Origin of the sequence: Bacillus sp. JJ1562, assembly GCF_036962705.1 — a bacterium.
Lineage (GTDB): Bacteria > Bacillota > Bacilli > Bacillales > Bacillaceae_L > Ferdinandcohnia.
The window spans coordinates 249,051-267,315 of record NZ_JBALOQ010000003.1 but is presented as its reverse complement, the minus strand read 5'-3'; the positions used below and the strand labels follow the sequence as shown (position 1 = coordinate 267,315).

At 37.0% G+C, this 18,265-nt stretch carries 18 protein-coding genes; 17 read left to right on the top strand and 1 reads right to left on the bottom strand.

The features are described from left to right. The first annotated feature begins 13 nt into the window (after positions 1-13). From V7097_RS02240 to V7097_RS02165, 17 genes are all read left to right on the top strand, one after another. On the top strand, positions 14-823 hold the full coding sequence (locus tag V7097_RS02240; RefSeq protein ID WP_335701952.1) for an MBL fold metallo-hydrolase: 810 nt from the start codon (positions 14-16) through the stop codon (positions 821-823). 61 nt (positions 824-884) lie between these two features. Further along, on the top strand, positions 885-1,835 hold the full coding sequence (locus V7097_RS02235) for an acetylxylan esterase (protein WP_335701951.1): 951 nt from the start codon (positions 885-887) through the stop codon (positions 1,833-1,835). Positions 1,836-2,051: 216 nt separating this feature from the next. Next, the gene (locus V7097_RS02230; protein ID WP_335701950.1) at positions 2,052-3,335 is read left to right on the top strand and encodes an ABC transporter substrate-binding protein; all 1,284 of its coding nucleotides are present in this window, start codon (positions 2,052-2,054) and stop codon (positions 3,333-3,335) included. Between the two features lie 182 nt (positions 3,336-3,517). Beyond that, on the top strand, positions 3,518-4,372 hold the full coding sequence (locus tag V7097_RS02225; RefSeq protein ID WP_335701949.1) for a carbohydrate ABC transporter permease: 855 nt from the start codon (positions 3,518-3,520) through the stop codon (positions 4,370-4,372). A 16-nt stretch (positions 4,373-4,388) separates the two neighbouring features. Next, entirely contained in the window at positions 4,389-5,291 is a 903-nt protein-coding gene (locus V7097_RS02220) for a carbohydrate ABC transporter permease (RefSeq protein ID WP_335701948.1), read from the top strand. Between the two features lie 169 nt (positions 5,292-5,460). Next, complete coding sequence (locus V7097_RS02215; RefSeq protein WP_335701947.1) at positions 5,461-6,165, top strand: N-acetylmannosamine-6-phosphate 2-epimerase; 705 nt, start codon at positions 5,461-5,463, stop codon at positions 6,163-6,165. 10 nt (positions 6,166-6,175) lie between these two features. Next, positions 6,176-7,300, top strand: coding sequence for a mandelate racemase/muconate lactonizing enzyme family protein (locus tag V7097_RS02210; protein WP_335701946.1), 1,125 nt, complete (start codon positions 6,176-6,178; stop codon positions 7,298-7,300). 9 nt (positions 7,301-7,309) lie between these two features. Further along, the gene (locus V7097_RS02205; protein WP_335701945.1) at positions 7,310-8,326 is read left to right on the top strand and encodes a Gfo/Idh/MocA family protein; all 1,017 of its coding nucleotides are present in this window, start codon (positions 7,310-7,312) and stop codon (positions 8,324-8,326) included. A 13-nt stretch (positions 8,327-8,339) separates the two neighbouring features. Then, entirely contained in the window at positions 8,340-9,134 is a 795-nt protein-coding gene (locus V7097_RS02200) for a M55 family metallopeptidase (protein ID WP_335701944.1), read from the top strand. 63 nt (positions 9,135-9,197) lie between these two features. After that, positions 9,198-10,232: an ROK family protein gene (locus tag V7097_RS02195; protein ID WP_335701943.1), complete on the top strand. Its 1,035-nt coding sequence runs from the start codon at positions 9,198-9,200 to the stop codon at positions 10,230-10,232. 5 nt (positions 10,233-10,237) lie between these two features. After that, positions 10,238-11,296, top strand: a complete 1,059-nt coding sequence (locus V7097_RS02190; protein WP_335701942.1) for a Gfo/Idh/MocA family protein — start codon at positions 10,238-10,240, stop codon at positions 11,294-11,296. A gap of 94 nt (positions 11,297-11,390) precedes the next feature. Then, entirely contained in the window at positions 11,391-12,239 is an 849-nt protein-coding gene (locus V7097_RS02185) for a MurR/RpiR family transcriptional regulator (RefSeq protein WP_335702048.1), read from the top strand. A gap of 83 nt (positions 12,240-12,322) precedes the next feature. Then, positions 12,323-13,171 (top strand): sugar phosphate isomerase/epimerase family protein, encoded by an 849-nt coding sequence (locus V7097_RS02180; protein WP_335701941.1) that lies wholly within the window; start codon positions 12,323-12,325, stop codon positions 13,169-13,171. A 49-nt stretch (positions 13,172-13,220) separates the two neighbouring features. Next, on the top strand, positions 13,221-13,823 hold the full coding sequence (locus V7097_RS25980) for a YesL family protein (RefSeq protein ID WP_438824183.1): 603 nt from the start codon (positions 13,221-13,223) through the stop codon (positions 13,821-13,823). Positions 13,824-14,186: 363 nt separating this feature from the next. Further along, positions 14,187-15,740: a DUF4127 family protein gene (locus V7097_RS02175; RefSeq protein ID WP_335701940.1), complete on the top strand. Its 1,554-nt coding sequence runs from the start codon at positions 14,187-14,189 to the stop codon at positions 15,738-15,740. 26 nt (positions 15,741-15,766) lie between these two features. Further along, positions 15,767-16,525, top strand: coding sequence for a Cof-type HAD-IIB family hydrolase (locus V7097_RS02170; RefSeq protein WP_335701939.1), 759 nt, complete (start codon positions 15,767-15,769; stop codon positions 16,523-16,525). A 99-nt stretch (positions 16,526-16,624) separates the two neighbouring features. After that, the gene (locus V7097_RS02165) at positions 16,625-17,074 is read left to right on the top strand and encodes a CoxG family protein (RefSeq protein ID WP_335701938.1); all 450 of its coding nucleotides are present in this window, start codon (positions 16,625-16,627) and stop codon (positions 17,072-17,074) included. Positions 17,075-17,173: 99 nt separating this feature from the next. Here V7097_RS02165 and fdhD read toward each other — a convergent pair whose 3' ends face one another. Then, positions 17,174-17,983, bottom strand: a complete 810-nt coding sequence (gene fdhD, locus V7097_RS02160) for a formate dehydrogenase accessory sulfurtransferase FdhD (RefSeq protein WP_335702047.1) — start codon at positions 17,981-17,983, stop codon at positions 17,174-17,176. Positions 17,984-18,265 lie beyond the last annotated feature (282 nt).

Below are 18,265 nucleotides of genomic sequence, written 5' to 3'. Positions count from 1 at the left end.
AAAGGAAGACTATATGAAAATACAAATTTTAGGTACAGCAGCTGCGGAAGGATTTCCGGGGTTATTTTGCAATTGCACCCACTGTAAGAAAGCAAGAGAATTAGGGGGGAAGAATATCAGAACCCGTTCCTCAACGATTATTGATGATACCATTAAAATTGATTTTCCACCAGACACCTATCATCATGTCTTAACGAATAATCTCGACCTTTCAAAAGTAGAGCATTTATTATTTACCCACACACACATGGATCATTTTAATCCCAAGGATCTGGGTATGAGAACACCAGGATTTGCTCATGATTTTTCATATCCGCTACATATTTATGGTAATGACGCAGCTATCTATAAATGTAAAGAAGTATTATGGCACACTGAAAATTATTTCACATTTACTTTAATGCATCCGTTTACTACATATCAGGTAGGAACAGCAGAGGTAACTCCTCTCCCTGCAGATCATAACCCGTTAGAAACCTGTTTTCTATTTTACATTGAAAAGGATGGAAAAAGGATATTTCATGGCCATGACACAGGTTGGTTTCCTGAACAAACGTGGGAATGGTTATCCACAAAAAAAATCGACGTAGCCATTTTGGATTGTACACATGGACTACTACCTGAAAGAAGAAATCACCTTAATATAGAAGCAGTTAAGGACATAAAGACAGCTTTTCTTGAAAAAAATATTATGACGAATGAAGGTCAAATAATTGCAACTCATTTTTCTCATAATATTGGTCTAATGCATGAGGACCTCGAGAAAATCTTTGCTCCAAGTGGTATAAAGGTTGCCTACGATGGAATATTACTCCATGTTTGAGATTCCATATGAGCCTAGCAAATAAACTAAATAAAGAAAAAACAAAGGATTGAGGGAACAAATGTTATTTTACGAACAACAAATCAAAGAATATGAGAATTATAAACCTGAATTGACTAAAGCAAAGGATTTTGAACAATTTTGGGAAGATACATTAAAAGAATCAACTTCAACTCCACTCCAAATCGAAATGAAAAGGATAGACTACCCAATCCATCAGATTGAGGCATACGAGTTGTTTTATAAGGGATTTGCAGGAACACCTATAAATGCCTTTTATATTTTACCTAAGAATCAAACCGAAAGCTTACCGTGTATCATTACATTTCATGGATATGGTGGTAACAAAGGTTCAATATCTAATTATATGAAATGGATTATTCAGGGATATGCAGTTTTGGCGGTAGATTGTCGAGGGCATGGCGAAAGTGCTGAGGACACACTGTATTCAATAGGTGCTACTGGTACATGGGCTACTCAAGGAATCCTTGATAAATTTGAATATTATTATAGAAAGATTTATATAGATTGCAAACGTGCAGTCGATGTAGTGTTTACCCGGACGGAAATCGATAAATCAAAAATCTGCCTGCATGGAGCAAGCCTGGGTGGGGGAATTTCTCTTGCGGTTGCTGCACTAGATAATCGTCCTTCATTAGTGGTGGCTGATGTCCCGAATATGTGTAATATCGAACTTGCTATTCAACAAAAATTCGAAGGATCACTCGTTAGTATCGAAAATTTTATGCACAGATACCCTGAAAAGAGTAAAAATGTTTTTGAAACACTTTCCTATTTTGACAATCTCAATTTAGCTTCAAGGATTAAGAGTAAAACAAGAGTTTCTGTAGCCTTCAAGGATTTAATTTGCCCACCTCAGTCGATTTACGGCGTATACAATCACATTGATGCGGAAAAATCAATCATTGTTTACCCATTTTCAGGACATGATGCCCCAGGGATTATCTCACATATTGATGAAACAATTGCTTATGTGAAAGATAACTTGTAGCACAGACAAAATTAGTAACATTGGAAGATTAACAGATAAAAAGCAATCTTATACTTATAGATTAAAATTTCTAAAAATTGTAATAATTGCATTGACAGGGTAATATTCTTGCAATAGAATAAAACGTGAAGAATATATTCACTTTCATTTTAATTTAAGGAATAAATTTCCGTTGCAATGTGAGTTCTTCTTCAATAAAAAAAGGGGGAAATCGAATTGAAAAGATTGAAAAGGCTTTCAATGTTGCTGATCGTTTTAATGCTTTTTGTTGCAGCAGCCTGTTCGAACAACGAAAGTACAGGTAAAGATGACGACGGTAAGACAGATGAGAAAAAGAATGTTGAAATTAAGTTTTGGACGATTTCACTAAGCCCTACATTCGATGATTACATAAATGGTTTAGTCGATCAGTTCGAAGAGCAGAATCCTGGGGTGACAGTTATATGGGAGGATATTCCATTTGATACTGTCGAACAAAAGACATTAACTGCAGCTGCTTCTGGTCAGCTTGCTGATGTTATGAACTTAAACACTGACTACCTCAAGAAACTTGCAGCTGTTGGTGCTGTTTTAGATTTAACAGAAAAAGCAGCAGATGTTAAGGGTGATTTCTTTGAAGGAGTATGGGATGCTGGAAATTTAGGTGATAAAACATATGCCCTTCCATGGTATCTATCGACTGGTGGTACATTATACAATAAGGAATTATTAGAAAAAGCGGGTTTTGACCATCCACCTGTAAGTGAGGAAGAAGCTTGGGAAATGTCGGAGGTTCTTTATGAAAAGTTAGGAGTCTATGGACAAACGCTTTCTGAAATACATTTGTTTTTACCTCAAAATGGTATTCCTTTAGTCTCAGAAGACTTAAAGAGCGCAGCCATTAATACGCCTGAAGCAGTTGAAGTATTTAAAACTTTTAAAGAGCGTTTTGATAAAGGCTTAATACCTAAGGAAATTTTATTAGCTCAAGCGAAACCAAACGAGTGGTACGCGCAAGAGAAAATTGCATGGTGGGGTACTGGACCACAACTTTATCGTCAGGTTAAAGACTTATCACCGGAAGTGTATGAAAAATCAGACGCAGCACCGGCAATCGTTGGTGCATCTGGATCTAGACATGTATCCATTATGAATATTGCGGTTTCTGCAAAATCGAAGGCACCTGATGAGGCAGTTGAATTCGCTAAGTTTGTTACAAATGCTGAGAGCCAATTAGCATTCAGTAAGATTGTAGCAATTCTACCGTCAGTAAAAGAAGCAGCAGCTGATGAATTCTTCACACAAGGTGAAAACTCTGATGACCCTGCAGAAAAAGGTAAATTTTATGCTGCAAAACAGCTAGATATTGCGAAAGATATGTTTGCTCCTGTTGAGAATATTTCAGAGATTAATAAGGCAGTAAACGAAGAATTTCACAAGGTCTTGTTAGAGGATAAAGATCCACAGAAAGCGATAGAAGATGCCGAAGCTAAAATCAACGAGCTTCTAAAGACGAAATAAGATATAACCTAACCAGGATTCATCTATATTATAGAACGATAGAAATTATCTATGGCATTCATGATTGCTTAGGCATAGTGAATGCCTTCTTTTCTAAGTAAAAACTATTTACCATTTTTAGCTGATATTCGTAGTATTATTGAAACGCCACTAGCATTCGTGACTATGGTAGGAGTGATTGTATGTATAAAGCAAGACACGCTTGGATGTTTCTTTTACCAACCGGTATTTTATTAACGACGTTTACCTTACTTCCAGCGTTGGCGGCCCTAGGTCTCAGTTTTACAGACTACAATGTATTCATGGGTACGGTAGATTGGGTTGGGCTTGAAAACTTCATTCGAGCATTTAAAGACGAGGAGTTTTGGAATGCATTAAAAAATACGGTGTACTATTGGATTTTAGTTACACCTGCACTTGTCGTGCTCCCAGTTTTTCTGGCAATTCTAGTTAATCAACAGTTAATTGGAATTAAGCTATTTCGGTTAACATATTACTTCCCGGCACTCGTTTCCGTTGTAATTACAGCAATTTTATGGAACTGGTTATTTGCAAGCGACGGGATCTTTAATTATTTGTTAAGCCTAGTTGGTATAAGTCCTATTGATTGGTTAACTAGTAGGGGATTTGTCATGATTAGTCTTGCAATTGTAACGATATGGCAAGGCTTGGGTTACTATATGCTTTTTTATCTTGCAGGGTTACAATCTGTCCCAACAGATTTATATGAAGCAGCTGAATTAGATGGGGCAGGATTTTGGCAAAAACACATTCATATTACGTTTCCTATGTTGAAGCCTATTATATTTTTTACGGCTGTCATCTCAACAATGTCAGCTTTCAAGGAATTTACATTAATGTTAACAATGACTGATGGTGGACCAATAGGAGCATCAAAAACCGTTGTGTTCCTCGTTTTTGAAAAAGCATTTAGGCAATTGGAAATGGGATATGCGAGTGCGATTTCTTTTATTCTATTTATAATCATATTAATTTTGACCTTGTTAAATAAACGGACACTGGATAACCCGTCTTAAGGAGGTAGAGTAGTATATGCAGCCTACAACACAAACAAACAACAACACAGTACCAGAAATTAAACCAAAAGGGCAGTTACGGAATCTACCTAATAAAAGGAAGATTGTTCGCCTGATTATCTCCTATTTCTTTTTGATAGTCGTAATGGTCGGTATGATTGTTCCTTTTTTATGGTCAGTTTCAACAGCATTAAAGGGACAAAATGAAGCAATCTTTTCATTTCCTCCGCAGTTTATTCCTGAAAATATTACTTTAGATAACTTTATTAAGGTATGGGATACACTCCCAATACCTCTTTATTTATGGAATAGTACGATTTTAGCCTTTTGGGGAGTTATTTTACCATTATTATTCTGTTCATTAGCAGCCTTTCCTTTAGCTCGTATGAATTTCAAAGGAAAGAATCTTGTGTTTTTAGTGATCCTATCTACGATGATGATTCCTGGTGAGGTCACGATGATTCCAATCTATTTAATTCTGGAAAAACTCCACCTAATCGGTTCATTTTCCGGTGTTATATTACCTGGAGCAGTGTCGGCATTTGGTATTTTTTTGATGAGGCAAGCATTTATGGGGATCCCTAAGGAAATTGACGAATCCGCCATTATTGATGGTGCAAAGCCTTGGCAAATATGGTGGTATATCATGATCCCTATGGTAAAGCCGATGTTGGCAACATTAGCTATCTTAAGTTTCATTGGTTCTTGGAATAATTTCTTATGGCCACTACTTGTTTTACAAGATCCAAACACATATCCGTTAACAGTAGGCTTATATGACTTAAAAGGAACCTTCGTAACGGATACTCGTCTTGTATCAGCAGGTGCAATAATTGCTTTGATTCCGATACTAATTGTTTTTGTTGCATTTCAAAATTACTTTATTAAAGGTGCCTATAGTAGTGCCGTTAAAGGATAAATTTTACCTTGGAAAAAATTCTATTCGTATCCAAGCGCCAAATGAGCTTTATGTAAATATTCCACCCACTAATTTTTTTTGAAAAAGAGTGAAGAAAAAATCCTTTTAGGTGTTTTGAGGGTGGATTAATCTTTCAGTGGATTGGTGCGATTAAAAAAGAGGGGAAATGATGAAGAAACAGGAGTTTTTGGACTTAATATATAAACAATTAATTGTTTCGTGTCAAGCTTTAGAGGATGAGCCCTTACATGGTTCCATGTACATGGCCAAAATGGCTCTTGCTGCAAAAATCGGTGGAGCTGTAGCGATACGGGCAAATGGAAAAGAAGATATCATTGCCATTCGAAAAGCTACTGGGTTACCTACGATTGGAATTATAAAAAGAGATTATCCGGAAAGCGATGTGTTTATAACACCTACATTAAAGGAAGTAAATGAGCTAATAGAGTCTGGAACAGATGTTATTACACTTGATGCAACGTTACGTGAGCGACCAAACGGGGTTACTTTTAAGGATTTGATTTGGTATATAAGAAATCATAGTTCTAGTCTAATCATGGCTGATGTATCTACAGTTGCAGAAGGTCTTGCAGCAGTTGAAGCAGGGTGTGAACTAATTTCTACAACACTCTCGGGATATACACCATATAGTCCACAAATTGAAGGACCTGATTTTGAGCTCATCAAGGAGCTTTCCTCTAACTGTAAAGTGCCAATAATTGCTGAAGGGAGAATAGCGACCCCGGAAGAGGCACTGATGGCCTTTGAAAATGGTGCATATTCAATCGTAGTAGGATCTGCGATTACTAGACCACAGGAAATAACGAAAAAATTTGTAGATGGAATCAAAAAAGCAGAAATGAAGAATGTATGAGGTGTTGCAAATGATTATTAAGGACATCGAAGTCTTTCCATTATCATTGCCAATGAAACAAAGCTTTCAAATTTCAGGGGGGACGGTAGGGGACAGTAGTCAAGGTGCACCACATGTTTATGTGAAAATTGTGTCTGAAGACGGAATTGAGGGATGGGGCGAGGCTAGACCTAGCCATAGGTGGAGTTATGAAACAATTGAGACTGTTGTTTCAACCATTCAGTACTATATCAAACCTGCAATTATTGGAAAGAAGGGTGATGACCTCACTACGATTCATGAAATAATTGACAAGGAAATCTCCTCAGGATTCTCCAAGGGACAGCCAATTTGTAAAGCGGCTGTTGATATGGCACTTTATGATCTGATCGGAAAAAGTTCTAACAAATCTTTGTCTGAAATATTGCTTGGTAGGTCAAATGAAAAAATTGATCTATCGTATCTAATTAGTACAAGAAACCTTGATGAAGCTGCTAAAAAAGCAAAATATGCAAGTGAGAATGGTTATAAAGCAGTTGATGTAAAAATCGGTTTCAATGTTGATCTCGATATGGAAGTTTTGGAAACAGTGAAGGCGGAAGCACCAAATCTCTTTTTTAGGGTTGATGCAAATCAAGGTTATACACTTCCGGAAGCAATAATGGCAGCGAAGAAAATGGAAAAAATCGGTGTGGACGTTTTTGAACAGCCCATAAAGGCAAACGATTTGCTAGGACATAGAGAATTGAGAAGAAAAACTTCATTACCGATAGCTTTAGACGAAAGTATTTGGAGTCCAAGTGACGTTCTGCAAGCCGTTCGACTTGAAGCATGTGATTATGCAGTAATAAAACTCACCAAAATGGGAGGAATTACTGGGGCAAAATTAGCCGGAGAAATGGCGAAGGAAGCGAATCTTGGTTTACTCGGTGGCGGATTAACAGAATCTTCATTAGGACTAACAAGTAGTGCCCATTTGTTTAATTATTTGGGTATCAATCTTCCGTCAGATTTGAATGGCCCGTTTTTCCTAGCGGATGATCCGATTCAAAACAAAGGAGTTATTGAAAGAGGTTCTATTTTACTACCTACAGGAGAAGGCATTGGGTGTAAAATAAATAGTAAAAAACTTGAAGCCTATAAAATTCAACTATAGGAGGAAATTATGGCCCGAAAAATTAGGTTTGGAATCATAGGATGTGGAGTAATCTCTCCTCTACACGCTGAAGCGATTAATGCATGTCCATATACTGAACTTGTAGCGGTTTCGGATTTGCGATTGGAGTCAGCAAGGAAGTTTGCAGAAGCCTTTCATGTCTCAACCTATGTTTCTGACTATAAGGAGCTTCTCGCGATGGAAGAGATTGATGTCGTTTCAATCTGTACACCTAGTGGGACACATGGTCAAATTGCCATTGATGCAGCTTTAGCTAATAAACATATCCTTTGTGAAAAACCCCTTGAAATAAAGGTTGATCGGATGACGCAAATGATACAGACCTCTAGGGAACAAGGGGTAAAGTTAGGTTGTGTTTACCAACGAAGAGCCACGGGTATTGTAAAAAGAGTAAAAGAGGCTATCTCTAATGATGAGATTGGTAAGTTGATACTATGTGATGCCTACTTAAAATACCATCGAGACCAAGCTTATTATGATAGTGCAGGGTGGCGTGGTACTTGGGAAATGGACGGTGGCGGGGCACTGATGAACCAAGGAGTCCATGGGATTGATTTGTTTTTATGGTTAACAGGCGGTGTCTCAAAAGTGTTTGCAAGAGCTGCTGCTTTATCGAGAAAGATTGAGGTAGAAGATACAGCTGTTTCTGTTCTCGAATGTAAAAATGGTGCTTTTGGAGTAATTGAAGGTACCACCTCCGTTTTTCCAGAGAGGAACACTAGGATTGAATTATATGGGGAAAAGGGCACGATTATTTTTGACGATAATGGAATCCAGGAATGGATTACCATGGATAAAGGGGATATTACGAAAACTATTGAAATTGACCAGGAAAAAATTGAAGGAGCTAGGTCAATTGGCCATTATTATTTTATTGAAGATATGGCTAAAGCCATTATCGAAGATCGAGACCCAATGGTATCTGGTGAGGAAGCAAGAAAGGCTGTTGATCTAATTCTGGCAATCTACGAGTCTTCTACAAAACAAAAAGAAGTTTACTTATAAGGTAGGCATTGTTATGAAGATCTATGTGAGTGTAGATATGGAGGGAATCTCAGGTATAATACTACCTGAACAGCTTAAAAAAGGTGAATTAATGTATGAAGAGGCTAGAAAGCTTTTAACAAATGAAGTAAATGTAGTAATAGAAGGATTAATTGAAGCAGGAGTAAACGACATTTATGTGAAGGATGCTCATGGTACAGGGTACAATTTTATTGCTTCAGAACTACATCCCGGAGCAAGATACTGCATGGGAGCAATAAATGTTTCCAAGCGTTTCCCTAAGTTGGATTCTACATTTGACGGTGCCATGTTGATCGGTTATCACGCAATGGGTGGAACTGAAAGCGCAATTAGGGATCATACGATGACATCGGTAGGTTGGCAATCGATTCACCTTAATGGAAGACCTATTGGTGAGATTGGAATTGATAGCCTATTATTTGGCTTATATAATGTACCCGTCCTTTTGGTAACGGGGGATCAAAAAACATGTACAGAAGCAATGAAAGAAGTACCAAACGTTCACACATATGAAACAAAAGAGGGTTTTGGAAGGCATGCAGCACTCATTAAACCACCAAAACTTGTACATAGAGAAATAAAAGAGTTGATAAAAGAAGCAATCGAGAATCGGCATAATAAGCTACCGGTTAAGATAGATGGACCTTATGAACTAATAGTAAAGTTTTTAAGTACAGATCAGGCAGATCAGAGGTATTTTGATGGTACACGAAGTAAACGTATTAACGGTTTGACAGCTGCATATACGAGTGACAAACTTCTTGAGGTCCTTTCATTAGCATTGTAATTAAGAGCAACCTCAACATTTCACTCGATTAACATTAGCTTAAGGTGTAGGGGTGATTTAACAATGGAATATTCAATCGGAATCGATATCGGCGGTACAAAGATAGCAGCGGGAATTATCAACAGAGAAGGTAATGTCTTATTGAAGAAGGTATTTTCCACGCCACAAGAAACAAAAGATTCCATCATTCACTTACTTGAAAATATAATTTTTTCTTTATCAGAGACTGCTAAGACTGAAGGGAAAAGGCTGGTTGGAATAGGAATAGGTACTGCAGGACAAATCGATTTTGAAAAAGGAAAAGTTCTTTCAGGAACAGCAAATATTAAGGATTGGAATGATGTCGCTCTAAGGGATATTCTTTCAAAGAAAACAAATTTGCCAATCTATATTGAAAATGATGTCAATGTACTTGCACTAGCTGAACAGCAGTTTGGTGCAGGAAGAAATGTGGAAAATCTTATATGCCTGGCCCTAGGTACTGGTGTTGGTGGCGGTGTCATCACAGGAGGTAAGTTATTGCGTGGTGCATGGGGTGGCGGTGCTGAGTTAGGTCACATAACAGTTGATATGAATGGGCCATTATGTAACTGCGGGTTTCAGGGCTGTGTTGAGGTGTATTCGTCAGGAACTGGAATCGCAAGAATGATGAGAGAAGAATTAGATTCTTATAGTGAAAGTGTAAGAAATAGTGAACTATTATATTATCAAAAACATCCCGAAGAAGTGTCAAGCAGACTTGTGTTTGAATTACTGAACTCAGGGAATGAAGTAGCGGAGAAAGTGGTGGATACCGCTATCAATGCTCTTTCCTATGCGATTGTTAGCATGGTCCACACTTTCAATCCTTCGATGATCATACTTGGTGGTGGCGTTTTACGTGATGGTGAATGGTTTATCCAAAAGATAAGAGAAAGGGTAGCTACTATAGGAATCCGTTCCCTTGTTGATCCAGTCGATATTAAAGGGACCCAGCTTGGTAATGATGCAGGGCTTATAGGTGCAGCTATTCAACCGTGGGTGTATGGAGACGAAGTAACTAAGAATATGTCTGAACAGAAGCCTGAATTACAAATTGATTCTAAAATCGAGGGGTGATGAAAATGAAAAAGATCAGGATTGGAGTTATCGGTGCAGGAAGTATTTCAGATCTTCATTTTGGCTCTTATGACAAGAATGATCATGCCAAAATAGTCGCTGTTTGTGACCTTAATATAGCAAGGGCGAAAGAAAAAGCAAAGACTTATGGTGCAGAATTTGTTTACACTGATTATCGTGAGCTTTTAGCTAATCCCGATATTGATGCAGTAAGCATTTGTACATGGAATAATAGCCATGCAGAAATTAGCATCGCTGCACTTAAGGCTGGCAAAAACGTACTCGTAGAAAAGCCTTTGTGCAAAACTGTTGACGAGGCATTGGAAATCGAAAAAACGGTTAAGGAAAAGGGTAAGCTTCTCCAGGTTGGGTTTGTCCGACGGTATGCAAGTAACACTGCCATTCTCCAAAAATTTATTCAAAACGATGAATTAGGAGATATTTATTATGCTAAGGCCTCTTGTATTCGAAGATTAGGTAATCCCGGCGGTTGGTTCTCTGACATGGAACGTTCAGGTGGTGGACCATTGATTGATTTAGGTGTCCACATGATTGATATCTGCTGGTATCTAATGGGAAGACCAAAGGTAAAGTCTATAAGTGGCAACACATATCAAAAACTCGGGAACAGATCAAATGTGGAAAATTTATCCTATTACAAGGCATCAGATTTCGATGCTACTAAAAATACAGTAGAGGACCTTGCAAATGCTCTTATTCGTTTTGAAAACGGTGCATCATTGTTTGTTGATGTAAGCTTTTCTCTTCATGCAAAGAAGGATGAAATCTCTGTTAAATTATTTGGAGAAAAGGGAGGAGCAGAAATTGAACCAGAACTTCTAATCGTTTCTGAAAAGTACGATACAATAATCAATCTGAATCCTCAAATCGATAATTTGTCATTTGATTTTGTTAAGGCCTTTCAATCAGAAATTGATTATTTTATTGAATGCTGCCGTACTGGGAAAGAAACAATCAGCCCTGTGGAGGATGGGGTTGAGATGATGAAAATCTTATGTGGGATTTATGAATCTAGTAAAAAGGGTGAAGAAATTCACTTTTAAAGTTTAATTTAGAAAATAAATTGATTAATCCTTAGGAAAAAGTATGTTATACTTTCCTCCAAATCGTGAAAGAAAGGAGTAAGAAATGAATACGATGACGAAATCGAACCCCATTATCATGATTACTAGTATATATAAATCACTAACAAAGGCAGAACAAAAGGTAGCAGATTTCGTAATGATCGATGCAGAAGAAGCTGTATATTCCTCCGTAACAGATCTTGCCGAAAAGTCAGGAGTAGGAGAGACAACCGTTATTCGATTTTGTCGGAAGCTTGGTTTTCGCGGGTATCAGGAGTTTAAGTTGGCTGTTGCACAAAACCTTGTTAGCCCTGAAGAACATGTTCATGGGAAAATAGAAGAAAATGACACACTAGAAGTAATTTTAAGAAAAATAACAACTCAAAACACACATGCATTAGAAAATACGCTAAACTTATTACAAACGCAAGCACTCGATAAAGCTGCCGATGCAATTGTCTCGGCAAATCGATTGTTTTGCTTTGGTATTGGTTCATCTGGTATTACTGCAATGGATGCGAATCACCGGTTCATGCGTTTCGGTTATAATGTAATCCATTCTTCCGATTCGCATGTTATGGCAATGAACGCGGCTCTCGCAACGTGTGATGATGTTGTTTTCGGCATCTCCACCTCTGGAAGTACTAAAGACGTTGTCGACGCAATTCGAATTGCTAAGGAAAATAATGCTTTTGTCATTTGCTTAACAAATCATGCACGTTCGCCAATTACTAAGTATGCAGACGTCATTTTATTAGCCGCCTCTAAGGAATCGCCACTCCAAGGTGGGGCATTTGCTTCTAAGATTGCACAGCTACATTTACTTGATATTTTAACAACTGTTATTGCCTTAAAGGATAAGGGGCAAACATTCAAATCAATTGAGCAAACAGCTAAAGCTGTACTGGATAAAATGTACTAAATCTTCTATAAAATAGATGCAGTTTTTTGCTGCATCTTCTTTTATAAGTTGATATAAACAAATAACGTGTTGAGGTGAAATGAATGAAAACAAGCTTGAGTATGTATAGTTTACATAAGTACACAGTGAATGAAGATTTGGATGTGTTTGGATTTATTGATTATGCTTCTTCCATTGGTCTGGATGGAGTAGAACTTTTAGATATGTATTGGAAAGACATGGAGCAAGAAATACCAAAGGTACAGCTATTGCTATCAGAAAGAAATCTCATGGTCAGTGCCTATGATCTGTCAAATAATTTTGTCAAGACCAGTCAAGAGGAACGAAATATTGAAATTCAAAAAGTAAATAAAGGGATAGATGTTGCCAAAAAACTGAACACAAATGTCATTCGAATTTTTAGTGGTGATTTAGCTGAAAACGTTTCCTTTGAACAAGGTAAGTCTTGGATAATTGAATGCTTAAAGCAAGTTGCAAGTTATGCAGAAGAAAAAGGGATTATCCTTGCCATTGAAAATCACGGTTACTTCGCCGGTCGAAGTGAACAAGTGATTGAATTAATTGAAGCTGTTGGGTCTACCCATGTGAGAAGCACTCTTGATACAGGTAATTTCCTTTTAGTGGATGAGGATCCAAAGCACGCTGTGTCTGCACTCAAACAATATGTTTCACATGTACACTTTAAGGATTTCATTAATATGGGGAAAGAGTACGAAGGTCATGCATTTCGTTCACTTTCTGGAGATAAATTTTTAGGAACAGTAGCAGGTGAAGGACGTGTAGATCTCCAACACGTAATTGAAGAATTAGAAAGTGTTAATTACAATGGCTGGCTATCTGTAGAATATGAAGGAACAGATGATCCAAAGGTAGGATCAGAGAAGTCTATCTATAATCTAAAACAAATATTACAAGATAAATACTTAGATTAGAGTTCTTATCCTGCGAATAATTCCATGCTTCACGAAAGAGGTGGTAAAGATGTTCTCCTATGATGGAAAGATATTCAAAGTAATGGAGGTAATCGGAAACTTCTGTTTCTTAAACATAATATGGCTAATCTTCTCGCTTCCTATCATCACAATCCCAGCTTCAACCTCTGCCATGCTTGGAGTAATGAAGGAATTATCAGAGGGAAATGAACCGTCTTTAGCAAAAGTATTTTACCGTTATTTTAAGAAACATTTTAAACAGGCAAGTATAGTTGGGGTGTTTCAATTTCTAATTGGAATTGTTTTGGTAGTGGACCTTCTAGTGATGTGGAATTTGGAGGGGATAATACGATATATCACCCTTTCCATATTTGGATTATTTGTTTTGATGTTTTTATTTATGTCTTTTTATATCTATCCATTGATAGTGGATTTCGAGATGTCATATAAGGAATTAATAAAAAAATCTTTTTATTTGTCTATCACTCGGCCTGCTACTCCGATCATCATATTACTTTTTATCAGTATCATTGTTTTTATTTGTACATTCGTCCCATTCTTACCTATATTATGTGCATTTAGTATGATTAGTTTCATAAATTACTATATTTGTAAACGAACCATATCCAAGTTTCATAATTTTGCTATTTAACTTTTCAGCAGAATTCTCTACTTATATTAGAGAGATGAATGCAAAAAGAGTATGGGTTCAAACCCAGGCTGAATAAAGTTAAAGCCTCCGGCGGATGCCACGATTTTTCAGAGGAAATTTTCCAGCATTAACTGGCACTAAGCCCTCATGGAGGGCAATTGCCAGTAAAAGACTGATTGGTTTAACTATCAATCTGTGGGAAATGCATTCACAGATTGTAGTTTCACTGTATCTCGCAGTAAGATCAAAGACTAAAAACACCACATCCTGTGACAACGTCTTTATGACCCACTTCCTGTGGGCCAAAAAAAATCGGGCGCAAATACGCCAAGGCGTATTTGATAAAAACAAAGGAGTTTGCTTATGAAAATAGTGTATTTACCGCTTGATGAGAGACCGTGTAACCTCGTATATCCACAGCAATTAGCTGCTGCTGCTGATCTTACCCTTTATGTACCGAATAAAGAAATTTTAGGGAAAAAGAAATTACCTGCAGCATATAGTGATATTCGAAATTGGTTAATTCGAGAAACGAAGGATGCTAATTACTTAATTATTTCATTGGATATGCTTGTCTATGGTGGTATTGTCCCTTCTAGATTACACAACTTATCTAGAGAAGAATGTCAGAGTAGGCTTGACCTTATTCGAGAATTAAAACAACTGAATAAAAACCTTACGATATATGCATTTAATTTAATAATGAGAGTTCCAAATTATAATAGTAGCGATGAAGAACCTGATTATTATGAGTTTTACGGTGAAAATATCTCTACCTATGGAAAGTTAATTGATAAAGAGGCTAGAGGTCTGCTTGACACAGATGTGCAGAGGATAACTGAACTAAAAGCAGTGATTCCACCTGAAGTATTAAACGATTTTATCGAGAGAAGAAAGATAAATTCCTTAATCAATAATGCTTCAATCGAATTAGTTGATGAAGGGTTGATTGATTCATTAATTATTCCACTTGATGATAATGCCGAATTTGGTTTTAGTTCGATTGAACAGAATGAACTCGTATCCAAAGTAGAACAATTGAATTTATTTGATAAGATCGCGATTTACCCGGGTGCAGATGAAATAGGCTGTAATTTGTTTGCAAAGGTTTTTTGTGAAATTCATAATTATACACCATCCATTTACATTAGATATTCCTCCACAAAGGGACCGTTTATCATTCCAAAATACGAGGATCGAAGTTTAAATGAAAGTATAAAGTCTCATATAACCGCAATGGGGGGGATAGTGGCTGACAATTCAAATGATGCTGATGCAATCTTATTTACACATTCACCTTCAGTAAGTCAATCAGGTATCGCCGAACCGAATCAAGCATTTCATGAAAGGCATAAATCTTATTTTTCAGAGGTTAACTATCGTGAATTTGTTCATGCTTTAAAATATTATGTGCAAAAAGGAAAAGTTATAGGATTAGCAGATGTTGCGACGTGTAATGGAAGTGACCAAACCCTGATGAATTATATAAAAAAAGTAGGATTACTTGAACGAGTTCATGCCTATGCAGGATGGAATACATCAGGAAATACATTAGGAACTGTCATTTCCCATACGATTATTGAATCTTATTTTAATAAGCAAAGTCTAGTATATAAAGCTAGAAAAAGCATGAGTAGAGAATTCTATTATTCTAGGCTTGTAGAGGACTGGGGTTACCAAACAATTGCTAGAAAGTATGTATCTACTCATGATGTAACTCGTCTTGGGGGAACCTATTTTGATATTTCAAACCAATTAGACGAAATCCAAAACCTTATAGCAAAACAGCTTTCCGTTTTTATTGAGAATCACTTATCTAATCTATCTGAAGGGAAAATCATCTTGAATAATGTGTATTCCCCATGGAAACGCATGTTTGAGGTAGGGTTTGAATTGCAATTTAGACCTAATGAGTGAATATTATAACGAAAGGAGTTTGAATTTTGCTTCCATATCGTTTACTTGCTTTAGATCTAGACGGAACAACTTTAAATGATAACAAGGAAATCACACCTTTAACTAAATACTGGGTAAAAAAAGCAGTCGAGAATGGGGTTATTGTTTCTATTGCAACTGGTAGGGGTCGACTAACTGCAGAGGTGATTAGAAATGAATTAGCCCTTAGTTCACCGATGGTGTTTTTAAATGGTGCAGAGATATGGAAAACACAGGATGATCTATTTGAAAGACATTATTTAAAGACTCGAGACATCCTTGAACTTCACCGACTTGCTACCGAAACCGATTCCTGGTTTTGGGGCCATACTGAAGATCGCTTCATTCGAAAACCTGACTGGCAGGATGAAGACGTAAATGAAAAATGGATGAAATTTAGTTTATTAAATAATAATGTAACTTTAATCGAAAAACTAAAGCTTGAATTAGAAAGTTGGGGCCATCTTGAAGTTACTCAGTCCGAGGATAATAATCTGGAGATTTCAACAAAAGGGATTACAAAGGAGTATGGTATTCGAAAGGTATGCAGTTTGTTAGATATAGAATTAGAGAATGTAATGGCTATCGGGGATAGTTTTAATGACTTGCAGTTAATAACATCTGCTGGGTTAGGAGTCGCAATGGAGAATGCGGCTACTGAGGTCAAAAATGCTGCAGATGTGATTACATCCTCAAACGAAAAAGATGGGGTTGCCAGGGCAATATGCCAATACATTTTCGAAATCGATTATAGTGAGAAGCTATAGTACAATTAAGGACTAATTATAACAACTTGTTGTTCTACATTCAAAATACCCTAATAAACTTGTAACATCATCTTAGAAAAATTCGTTAGGAGTGGGATTTTGAAAAAGGCTGATCAATTTATCGTACATGCAGACCGAGCAAGTGTATATTCTGTTTTTACGGACCCAATAAAATTAGGGCCATGTTTCCCTGGCTGTAAAGAAGTCAAACAATTAAGTCCAACTAAATATGAAACATTGGTTGAGGTTAAGGTTCAATTTGTCCCAATTAAAATTCAAGGGGTAGGGGAGCTAAAAGAGTCGATTGAAAATGAAAAAATTGTCGTTGAAATGAAGGGGAAACCTGTTTCACTTGCTGGCTCCTTTACAAATACGCTTACGGCGAACCTAAAGACCATTGAACCTGAGAAAACCCTAGTCGAATATGAAATGGATTTTGAAATGACCGGCAAATTAGCTAAGGTTGGAGAGATTTTTATGAAGGGCTCGAGCAATAAACAATCAGATGAATTTATGAAAAACGTTCAAGATCTGTTTCAGAAAATGTAAAAAAGAACGTTACTGCTTATAAATTATACGGCCATAGGCAAAAATCACAGGTTACAAAAAAAGAGATTAGTAGACAAAATTCTACTAATCTCTTTCATTTTAGAAAGAGCTTTCAAACGACTCCTGCACGATTCGCTCCGGATGTGAATAGACATTAAGTTTGCCACCGCGGATAAAGCCAACTGCAGTAATATTGAGTTCTTCCGCCATTTTGATTGCTAAATCGGTAGGTGCTGATTTTGATAGTACAATGCCGACTCCGATTTTAGCGGCCTTTAACAAGACCTCTGAAGAAATTCTTCCGCTAAAGACAATCACTTTATCTCGAACAGGAATTTTATTGATTAAGCAATGTCCGTATATTTTATCAAGGGCATTATGTCTGCCAATATCGGTCCGGTTCACAATCATTTCCTTTGGCGTACAAAGTGCAGCATTGTGCACACCGCCCGTATCTTTAAAGACAAGACTATTTTGCTGCATTTCATTCATTAAGGTGATGCATTCTTCAGGTGTAAGGGTAATGGCCGATGTTGATGTTTTGGCCGTTTTTGCATCATTCACAAAGTAAAATTGTCTACCTTTCCCACAGCAGGAACCGATAAAACGCTTCGAATAATATTCCTGGCTTGTTGTTACTTCTGTGGTCGTATCAACATATGCATAACCTTGTCCCTCGTCAATATGGATACTCTTTATTTCGTCTCGGAAGCGAATGACACCTTCCGAAGCCAAAAAGCCAATCACAAGTTCATCTAGCTCTGATGGGGTACAAACCATAGTCGCAAATTCCTGTTGGTTCAAGATAATGGTCAAAGGAAATTCGACGACGATCTGATCTTCTTCGTCAATTAATTGACCATCTTCAAATTTGATAATATCTTTTCGAACGGTAATAGAATCCACAATCTATACACCTCACTTTTCTTTTAAACTGAACAATGACGTTAATCCTTAATTGATTACTAATATATAATCATACTTTTATTGGTAAAACAACATTTAAAATTTTCACAATTCGAAACAATTTTACAAAAAACTATTGTATTATTTTGCTAGTTTTGATACTATCGTAACAAATAGTTCACATTATTGCCACATTTTTGTTACAGGATAGCGAACCTGTCTCTGGTACAAAAGGTGAAATGATGGAAGCGATTACTGTTAATTTTGTAGTAGCGATCCTGCTAG

Coding starts and splice junctions, on each gene's coding strand:
- V7097_RS02240 (WP_335701952.1), top strand. CDS start 14: ATGAAAATACAAATTTTAGGTACAGCAGCTGCGGAAGGATTTCCGGGG.
- V7097_RS02235 (WP_335701951.1), top strand. CDS start 885: ATGTTATTTTACGAACAACAAATCAAAGAATATGAGAATTATAAACCT.
- V7097_RS02225 (WP_335701949.1), top strand. CDS start 3,518: ATGTATAAAGCAAGACACGCTTGGATGTTTCTTTTACCAACCGGTATT.
- V7097_RS02220 (WP_335701948.1), top strand. CDS start 4,389: ATGCAGCCTACAACACAAACAAACAACAACACAGTACCAGAAATTAAA.
- V7097_RS02215 (WP_335701947.1), top strand. CDS start 5,461: ATGAAGAAACAGGAGTTTTTGGACTTAATATATAAACAATTAATTGTT.
- V7097_RS02210 (WP_335701946.1), top strand. CDS start 6,176: ATGATTATTAAGGACATCGAAGTCTTTCCATTATCATTGCCAATGAAA.
- V7097_RS02205 (WP_335701945.1), top strand. CDS start 7,310: ATGGCCCGAAAAATTAGGTTTGGAATCATAGGATGTGGAGTAATCTCT.
- V7097_RS02200 (WP_335701944.1), top strand. CDS start 8,340: ATGAAGATCTATGTGAGTGTAGATATGGAGGGAATCTCAGGTATAATA.
- V7097_RS02195 (WP_335701943.1), top strand. CDS start 9,198: ATGGAATATTCAATCGGAATCGATATCGGCGGTACAAAGATAGCAGCG.
- V7097_RS02190 (WP_335701942.1), top strand. CDS start 10,238: ATGAAAAAGATCAGGATTGGAGTTATCGGTGCAGGAAGTATTTCAGAT.
- V7097_RS02185 (WP_335702048.1), top strand. CDS start 11,391: ATGACGAAATCGAACCCCATTATCATGATTACTAGTATATATAAATCA.
- V7097_RS02180 (WP_335701941.1), top strand. CDS start 12,323: ATGAAAACAAGCTTGAGTATGTATAGTTTACATAAGTACACAGTGAAT.
- V7097_RS25980 (WP_438824183.1), top strand. CDS start 13,221: ATGTTCTCCTATGATGGAAAGATATTCAAAGTAATGGAGGTAATCGGA.
- V7097_RS02175 (WP_335701940.1), top strand. CDS start 14,187: ATGAAAATAGTGTATTTACCGCTTGATGAGAGACCGTGTAACCTCGTA.